Origin of the sequence: Algoriphagus antarcticus (assembly GCF_002150685.1) — a bacterium.
GTDB classification, from domain to species: Bacteria; Bacteroidota; Bacteroidia; order Cytophagales; family Cyclobacteriaceae; genus Algoriphagus; species Algoriphagus antarcticus.
The window spans coordinates 21,910-30,472 of the sequence record NZ_MSSW01000025.1 but is presented as its reverse complement, the minus strand read 5'-3'; the positions used below and the strand labels follow the sequence as shown (position 1 = coordinate 30,472).

Annotated in this window: 9 protein-coding genes and 1 pseudogene; 8 read left to right on the top strand and 2 right to left on the bottom strand. The window is 36.9% G+C overall.

What is annotated here, in order from left to right:
• On the top strand, positions 1-145 hold a 145-nt coding region (locus tag BVH04_RS26625; RefSeq protein ID WP_140160566.1), incomplete at its 5' end, for an IS3 family transposase.
• A 229-nt stretch (positions 146-374) separates the two neighbouring features.
• Here BVH04_RS26625 and BVH04_RS26620 read toward each other — a convergent pair.
• Positions 375-605 (bottom strand): annotated as a pseudogene (locus tag BVH04_RS26620) (helix-turn-helix domain-containing protein); the annotation flags it as partial.
• A gap of 194 nt (positions 606-799) precedes the next feature.
• On the opposite strand from BVH04_RS26620, the gene BVH04_RS10135 reads away from it, so the two are divergent.
• From BVH04_RS10135 to BVH04_RS10115, 6 genes are all read left to right on the top strand, one after another.
• On the top strand, positions 800-2,362 hold the full coding sequence (locus tag BVH04_RS10135) for a vitamin K epoxide reductase family protein (RefSeq protein WP_086541357.1): 1,563 nt from the start codon (positions 800-802) through the stop codon (positions 2,360-2,362).
• A 120-nt stretch (positions 2,363-2,482) separates the two neighbouring features.
• Positions 2,483-2,734 (top strand): hypothetical protein, encoded by a 252-nt coding sequence (locus tag BVH04_RS25135; RefSeq protein WP_140160565.1) that lies wholly within the window; start codon positions 2,483-2,485, stop codon positions 2,732-2,734.
• 90 nt (positions 2,735-2,824) lie between these two features.
• Positions 2,825-3,976, top strand: coding sequence for a hypothetical protein (locus tag BVH04_RS10130; protein ID WP_140160564.1), 1,152 nt, complete (start codon positions 2,825-2,827; stop codon positions 3,974-3,976).
• 61 nt (positions 3,977-4,037) lie between these two features.
• The gene (locus tag BVH04_RS10125; RefSeq protein WP_140160563.1) at positions 4,038-4,823 is read left to right on the top strand and encodes a DUF3405 domain-containing protein; all 786 of its coding nucleotides are present in this window, start codon (positions 4,038-4,040) and stop codon (positions 4,821-4,823) included.
• A 128-nt stretch (positions 4,824-4,951) separates the two neighbouring features.
• Complete coding sequence (locus BVH04_RS10120; protein WP_086541354.1) at positions 4,952-5,161, top strand: TIGR04149 family rSAM-modified RiPP; 210 nt, start codon at positions 4,952-4,954, stop codon at positions 5,159-5,161.
• Positions 5,162-5,231: 70 nt separating this feature from the next.
• Positions 5,232-6,305 (top strand): 6-bladed beta-propeller, encoded by a 1,074-nt coding sequence (locus tag BVH04_RS10115; RefSeq protein WP_086541353.1) that lies wholly within the window; start codon positions 5,232-5,234, stop codon positions 6,303-6,305.
• Between the two features lie 259 nt (positions 6,306-6,564).
• Here BVH04_RS10115 and BVH04_RS10110 read toward each other — a convergent pair whose 3' ends face one another.
• Complete coding sequence (locus BVH04_RS10110; RefSeq protein ID WP_086541352.1) at positions 6,565-6,819, bottom strand: helix-turn-helix domain-containing protein; 255 nt, start codon at positions 6,817-6,819, stop codon at positions 6,565-6,567.
• Between the two features lie 137 nt (positions 6,820-6,956).
• Between BVH04_RS10110 and BVH04_RS10105 the strand changes: the two genes are divergently transcribed.
• Positions 6,957-8,519, top strand: a complete 1,563-nt coding sequence (locus BVH04_RS10105; RefSeq protein ID WP_086541351.1) for a vitamin K epoxide reductase family protein — start codon at positions 6,957-6,959, stop codon at positions 8,517-8,519.
• The last annotated feature ends 44 nt before the right edge of the window (positions 8,520-8,563 follow it).

Here is an 8,563-nt window from a genome sequence, read left to right as displayed (position 1 = left end):
CACCAACTATGTAAACCAAGCCCAAGCTAAAGCAGAAATATTTGAGTTTATAGAGATCTGGTACAACCAGAAAAGGAAACATTTCTACCTCAATTACCTCACCCCCGATCAATTCGGGCAAACAACAAAAAAGAAAGCCGCATAAAATAATAAGACTCGAAAATATCAGGGGGATTTTCCTTCAAAATCCTCCTGATATTTTGAGTAGCCCGCGGCAGGCGAAACATGAAATCAATTTCAAAACAAGCTTAAAATATTGTCCAGCTTTTTGTAGCAAATCCAGTTTTGCTACATCTTGCTTAAGTGAGTGATGTGGTAGAAGCAATTTGGTTTAGGATTATAACCAATATGCCATTTCTTAAGATCTTCAGAATCTATTTCCCCATAATTCTATCCAGAGCATTCTTCAAGTTTTGCAATTCTTTTTCAGCTTTAGAGAGATTTCGGGGGGGGTATAGATGGATTCCGTTTTCGGATAATAGTTTCAGTACATCCAATTCATAAATCTCTCCCATCACAGCAAGTTGTGCAACAGATGGCTGACTTTTGTTACTCTCTATATTAGAAAGTGTCTTTTGTGAAACGCCCAAAAACTCGGATACTTCATTCTGGCTTAGTCATTTGGATTCTCTGGCATTTTTCAGTTTGTGGCCTATTTTCATGGCTTAAAAGGTTAATTGGGTTAGTAAAAAGTTACTGAAAGTTAGTAAATACGGTATAGTCTTTTAAGAATTTAATTCTCAAATTTATTAAATCATTTTAAAAATCAAAATTTTAGTTGAATTTTTATTATCAGTCAATGGATAACTGTTTGATAACTTGCAAGAGATTACTGGGTTCACTTAGGGTGCCTCACACCCAACAATTTCTGAAGGAGAAAATCCTAACCCATCCCCAGTATCCAAGCTTACTTTCCCTATCGGATACCCTGGAGGAATATAGAGTGGAATCTTTAGCAGCCAAGCTGGGGCCGGGCAGATTGGATGAGCTCCCTTTGCCGGGAATCGTACAGGTATCGTTGGCTGATGGTACCTACTTTAATGTCATCACGGCTGTTTCCGAAAGCGGGATCACACTATTTGATGAGAAAGGAAGGCTAAAGGATATGCCACGTCTCGATTTTCTGAAGAGTTGGACAGGAGTATGTTTACTGGTGGAAGCCGGGGAAGATGCTGCCGAACCGGAAATCAATCAAAAGATCCGGGATCAACGGGTCATCAAAGGTGTGGCAATGGTATGTGCCGTTAGCCTCCTGCTTTGGTTGGGGTTTGGCATAGTAGAAAATGGGACTTCTGGACTGTACCTGTTCTATTTTATGCTAAAGTTACTGGGATTGTCCATCTCGGGTATTCTGCTGTGGTATCAGCAGGATAAGGAAAATCCTACTCTGCAAAAATTCTGCTCGGGAGGGAAAAGCGTGGATTGTAATTCGGTTCTGGATTCAAAGACATTTCATCTTTTGGACGGTCGGATCAACCCAAGTTTGCTGGCCTTAGCCTACTTCTTTGCCGGGACGGGTTTGCTTGGCGGTTCAGCTTTCTCGGCCATTACACTCCTTGCCTGGCTAAGTTTAGCGACCATTCCTGTGGTGATTTACTCCTTTTATTATCAGGCTATGGTGATCAAGAAGTGGTGCAGATTCTGTTTGTTGATTCAGGGAGTGCTGGTATTGGAGGTTCTGGCTGTGTTGGGGGGAGGTTTTTTGGTCAGTGGAGTTGATGTGATTGTAGTCTCTTCGCTTCTTTTACTTTTTACAGGAGTGATCTTAGGAGGGATATTGATTAAACCCATGCTTGGACTACAGGATAAAGTCTATAAGACCAAAAGAGAACTATCCAAACTCAAAAGTAATAAGGCGATGTTTGAACTGTCCCTTTCACGATCCAAAAAGATTCAGGATGAACCTCAAGGTCTTGGAATTTTACTAAAAGGGAAAAATCCGAAATACAAGGTCATAAAGGTTTGTAACCCGTATTGTGGCCCTTGCTCCAGTATACATCCGGTATTGGAAAGCCTCTTTGAAAAGGGAAATATTGACCTTCAGATCCTTTTTACACCAGGGAACGGGGATGAGCAAAAGGAAAAAACGGTTCGGCATTTACTGGCTATAGAAAGTAAAGGCAATTCAAAACTTACCCGCCAAGCTCTTGATGACTGGTACGGAGCTGAGAAAAAGGATTATCAAGAGTTTGCTGCCAAATATCCGATGAATGGTGAGCTTACGCTTCAGGAGGAGAAGATAAAGCTTATGGAGGACTGGTGTAAGAAGGAAAATATTTCCTTTACCCCAACTTTGTTTGTCAATGGATGTGAGTTACCTGAAGACTACACAGTTGATTATTTAAAGTATTTACTTGATTAAAGGTCAACCAATCAGTTTTGGGATCTAAAATATTCAATCGCGATGAATGGGCATATTCCCAGGTGCTCTGTCAGGTCTGGGAATTGAAATAAAGTTTTAAACATTTAAATAAAGTAAATCATGAAAAAGTTAAGCTTAGGAAAATTAAGGCTTTCAGGAGAAGAAGTGCTAGGAAGAAGTCAGTTAGCTAATATTTACGGAGGATCAGGTGGTAGTGGAAGTGAATTAATTCTCTGTACTTGTAAAACAAGCAGTGGAGGGACGACTCCTGGAGCATCGTGTACATCAGATTTGGCAGGCGATGGAACAAATCGCTGTTGCTCAACTCATTACGGTTCAAATTCACAACAATCAGGAACTGGTTGTACTTAATCGACTGGCAAAGTTGAAGCCATAACCTAAGAGCCTGTTTTAATGATTGTAAAACAGGCTCTATTTGAGTTACTTAAAAATTTTGTACGAATGAGATTATTAATTTTGTTACTGTCGTTGTCCATTATCCATTTTGGATGTAGGAGAGGTGGGAATGAATCATTAGCAAATGAGTATCACTTTGAATTAGTTGATACTCTTCAAATTAATTTAATGTATGAGTTTGGTTTTGTTACAAAAAGTATGGTTGATGGGTATATGTTGGTTTATACATATCACGATGGTGTCTTTCATTTGATTAATTCGACGGGTAAAGTCCAAAAATCTATTGATCGAAAAGGAGAAGGTCCAAGAGAATATAACAGAAATCTACCATTTGCAACAATATTCAATAAAATGATTGTATTCATGGATACTAGAAAGTTGATTTTTTACGATTTAAATGGGGAGTGGGTTAAATCAGTATCCTATCATAATTTAGGAAGTTTGGGGCAAATAGGCATTCCAGAGTCTGATTTGTTATTTATTGATAGCGGAAGGTTTGTAGTACCTAATCAAAAAATAGTTGATCTGCCAAATGTTTCAGGACATCTTACGATGCTAGACACAATTCCTCTTTGGATTGAATATAAGTTTTCTGACATAACTGGGAAATATGAAAAAGCAAATGTGGGGTTTATGGATACTACTGGAATTTTGTATTCTAGTTTGAAATACCTAAACTATAAATCTATGATGTGGTTTCAAGATGGATTCCTCTGCCAAATTCCTCAATTAACCGATATTATTTATCGATATGAAGTTGGTAGATCGTTGTACCCGTTAGATAAAGTGAGTTTGAAAATCCCTAATTTTAAAGATCCAATTGGTTTGGAGGTAGAGGCGCTGACAGTCGATAATTATCAATTTTTTAATAAATCCGCGGCAGTCAATAGTTTTATTAATTATGTGGTTCCTATGGAAAATGGAAGTTTTTTTGCCATTTATTCAACTGGATTATCTGAATTTGAATACGATAAGTTGATTGAAGATGCGAAGCCTCCTGAGGGAGAATTTTATGGGTACTATTTCGATAATATATTGTCCGAAGGTCATAGAGTTCACTTGCCTCAAAATGGTGTTCATCCTTCATTTTGGAAGAAAGTTACCTATTTAGGACAAGGTAGGTTTTTGTTTGTTTATGATAATGAGATTGAGAGGGATTACTATATAGGGGGTGTGTTTGGCCTCAAAAAAATGTGATCTGATTTTTATGTTGTAATACCAGCTGTTAATAGTTGTTTGTAATTAATTCTATGTTAGTGTGAAGAATAATATTGATATAAACCAGGTGTTTTTGTATTTGACACAGAAGACTACTTCTAGTATGATTGATCCTTTTAGAAAATTAACACTGGAAGCGAAGGAATTCGGGGAGGTGTTTCTACTATATCATCATAAATTGGACTATGTACCAAAGATAATCCAAAATGAAAAGCACTTTCTGTTTACTAATGAAGTGCTATATGAACGCAACTATTTTCCAATTGGATTTAGCCTTATACCGGGGAATAATCATTTTCCTCTTCTAAAATTTTATCTGGAATATCCGGATTACGACTACTATTGGTGTATAGAAGATGATGTTAGGTTCTCAGGGGATTGGGGCAATTTGTTCTCATGTTTTTCGGAAGTTTCTGCTGATTTTATCAGTTCACATATTCAAAGGGCTACACTCGTGCCAAATTGGCTATGGTGGGATACCTTGGCCCATCCGTATAAAGTGATTCCCTTTGAAGAACGAATCCGGTCATTTAATCCAATTTATAGAATATCAAATGAAGCGCTGCAATTAGTTCATAAAGCTCTTCAAAATAAATGGTGTGGCCATCATGAGGTTCTATTTCCATCTTTAATTTATCAGGCAGAGCTTGAAATATTAGATTTTGGGGGAAAGGGAGAATTTGTTGCTCCCGGTTTTGGAAACCGGTTTTACACAGAAGAAAAGGATGACGATCATAGGATATTAAAAGGTACTTTAAGATGGAGACCCACCTATAGTGAGACAGGGAAGATATCAGATAAATTATATCATCCTGTCAAAGATTAAAATGAAAATTTATATGATTTTGACTTACATATAGCAATAGTTTTCAATTAAAGAAATTCAATCGCGATGAATGGGTATATATCCTGGATGCCCTTATATGACCAGGATTTTATTTAAATTATAAAATTATGAAAAAGTTAAGTTTAGGTAAATTAAAGCTTCTCTCTGAGGAAGTTCTTGAAAGAAGTCACATGGCAACAGTTATTGGTGGTGAATACACTTTTTATAATTGTGTTTGTGGCAGTGGCGAACCATTTACTTTAATGTCAGATGGCAATCCTTTAGCTGATGCAGGCTGTTACGTAACGGAGGATGTAAGTTGTGTTGTTGCACCATAATGGATGTAATACAATGTAAAATTAGTTAATTCCGGGCCATCTCGATAGATGGCCCATTTATATTATCATTATGCCTCAATTGAATTTAAGATTTAGATTATTTCTTGTTGCTCTTTTAATTCTCCTTTTTGAAGGATGTACACACCCGGCAAAAAGCAACATTCCTGTTGTCAATATACCAAAAAACGCAGAAGATCTATATTTGGATGAATTTGGAAAATCAATAGAGTATATCCAGTTAGAGACAAAGCCAGGATCCTATATATCTAGTATTATGGATGTTAAAAAATTTGGCAATTACTTTTTAATAAAGGATAGATCCGGTAAAGTTTTGGTATTTACAGATGAAGGAAAGTTTGTTAGGAAATTGGGTGAAATTGGAGACGGCCCTGGAGAATATAAAAATGCATATTCATTAGCTGTTAATGAAAATTTAGGGATTATTTATTTAGGATCCTTTAAAAAAATTCAGATGTATTCTAAAAATCTTGAATTTATAAAAGAAATAAAATTACCTTATTTCGCTAACTACTTAAATGTAAGTAATGATGACCTCTTGTTAATTACAAATATAGATAGCGAGAAAAAACCCTCTGGAAACATTAGCAACACCATCCTTTATAGACTTGATCAATCTTTAGAGTTAAAAGACAGCACCTTGTTTCGGTCAGTGTTAATTAAGGACAATGTGCTTCGTGGATTTACAACTCAACTATTCATTTCTAACACAGGGGATGACACATATTTATACACGCCTGTATTTTATGATGAATTTTTTTTAAGAGATACTCTTTATCAAATTAAATCAGATTCGATTGTTCCAACAAGTAAGTTTAACTTCGTTGATTTCACTTTTTCCGATAAGGGTGAAAAGAATATATCCATTAAAAATATTGTGTCCTCAAAATCCTATTACATATGTCATTACGCAAGAGATAAGGAATTGATGTTTTTTATTTATGATAAATTAAAAAACAAAGGTTTTCATACTAGAAAAGGCTTGATTGATGAATTTGGAGAAGCACAATTTATTTATCCCTTGGACTTATCCAATGATAGGTTTTACTTCATTATAAAAAGTGAATTTATAAGTAGTGACAAAGAGGAGTTGAACCCTACCATTGGAATTGTAGAACTAAAATAAAATGAATAGATCTTTTCCTTTCTATAAAAAGCCTGATTACAAAGACTTTGGGCCAATTTGTATTCAGATTATAGCCAAGCACTATGGCATCCTAATATCCTTAGAGAAATTATGAACATGGCAAAGACTAGACAGTCTGGCAATAACCGGCTTAAGTTGAGTGATGTGTTAGAAGCAATAGGATTTAAGACAATAACCAGTATACCATTTCTCAAGATCTTAAAAATCTATTTCCCAATAATTTTATCCTGTGTATCCTTCAGATTTCGTAATTCTTTTTCAGCTTCAGAAAGATTGCGGGGGGGCATAAATGGATTCCGTTATCGGATAATAATTTCAGTACATCCAACTCATAAATTTCTCCCATCAAAGCAATTTGTACAACAGTTGGTTGGGATTTGTTACTTTCTATATTAGAAATTGTCTTTTGTGAAATATCCAAAAGCTCGGATACTTCATGCTGGCTCAGTCTTTTAGATTCTCTTGCTTTTTTCAATTGATGGCCTATTTCCATGACTTAAAACGTTAATTGATTTAGTAAAAAGTTACTGAAAGTTAGTAAATACGGTATAGTATTTTAAAAGCGTAATGCTCAAATTTATTCAATCATTTTAAACGACAAAATTTTAGTTGAATTTTTATTGCCAATCAATGGATAACTGTTTGATCATTTGCAAGAGATTACTGGAATTGCTTAGGGTGCCTTTCACCCAGGAATTCCTGAAAGAGAAAATTCTCACCCATCCCCAGTATCCCAGCTTACTTTCTATATCGGATATTCTTGAGGAGTATGGAGTGGGATCTTTGGCAGCCAAGCTTGGACCTGATCGATTGGATGAGCTCCCTTTGCCGGGAATCGTGCAGGTATCGCTGGCTGATGGTACCTACTTTAATACGATCACGGCAGTTTCTGAAAGCGGGATCACACTTTTTGATGAAAAAGGAAAGCAAAAAGTTTTGTCACGGCTGGATTTTCTAAAGAGCTGGACAGGTGTGAGTTTACTGGTAGAAGCCAAGGAAGATTCGGCAGAACCTGGGATCAGGCAAAAGATCCGGGATCAGCGGATCATCCAAGGTGTAGCAGCGGTATGTGCCGTTAGCCTCTTGTTATGGTTTGGGATTGGAATAGCTGAGGAGGAAGCTTCAGGATTATTCCTATTTTATTTTATGCTCAAGTTACTGGGATTGTCTATTTCGGGTATACTGCTGTGGTATTCACTTGATAAGGAAAATTCTACCCTTCAAAAGTTCTGCTCTGGCGGAAAAAGCGTGGATTGCAACTCCGTATTGGATTCCAAGGTCTTTCAGCTAGTCGATGGCCGGATAAATCTCAGTCTGCTAGCCTTAGCTTACTTCTTTTCTGGGGCGGGTTTGATTGCAGGATTAGATTTCTCGGCTATGCCATTTCTTGCCTGGTTAAGTGTAGTAAGTATTCCTGTAGTGATTTACTCCTTTTATTATCAGGCTGTGGTGATCAAGAAGTGGTGCAGGTTCTGTCTGATGATCCAGGGAGTGTTGGTAATGGAAGTTCTGGTTGTATTTGGGGGATCATTTTGGTCTGGTGGGATTGATGTTAGTGTAGTCCTTTTGTTTCTTTTTCTTTTCACAGGAGTGATCTTGGGAGGCATATTGATCAAACCGATACTTGGGCAGCAGGATGAAATCTACAAGTCCAAAAGAGAAATTGCCAAGCTCAAAAGCAATAAGGAGTTATTTGAATTGTCCCTTTTACGGTCCAAAAAGATTAAAAACGATCCTCTTGGAATGGGGATATTACTAAATGGAGATACCCCCAAACACCAAATCATCAAAGTATGCAATCCTCATTGTGGTCCTTGTGCCCGAGCACATCCGGTATTGGAAAACCTTTTTGCAAAGGGGAATATTGACCTTCAGATTCTTTTTGTTCCGGGTAATGGTGACGAGCAAAAAGAAAAAACGGTTCGGCATTTACTGGCTATAGAAAGTAAAGACAATTCAAAACTTACCCGCCAAGCTCTTGATGACTGGTACGGAGCTGAGCAAAAGGATTATGAAAGATTTGCTGCTAACTATCCTATGAATGGTGAGCTTATGCTTCAGGAGGAGAAAATAAAGCTTATGGAGGCTTGGTGTGAGAATGAAAATATCTCGTATACGCCGACCTTATTTATTAATGGGTATGAGCTGCCTAAAGAGTATAAAGTTGAGGATCTACAATATGTTTTGGTTTGATAAGCAGGTGATTATTTGAAGGCTGAAATTAATAAAATAATGGA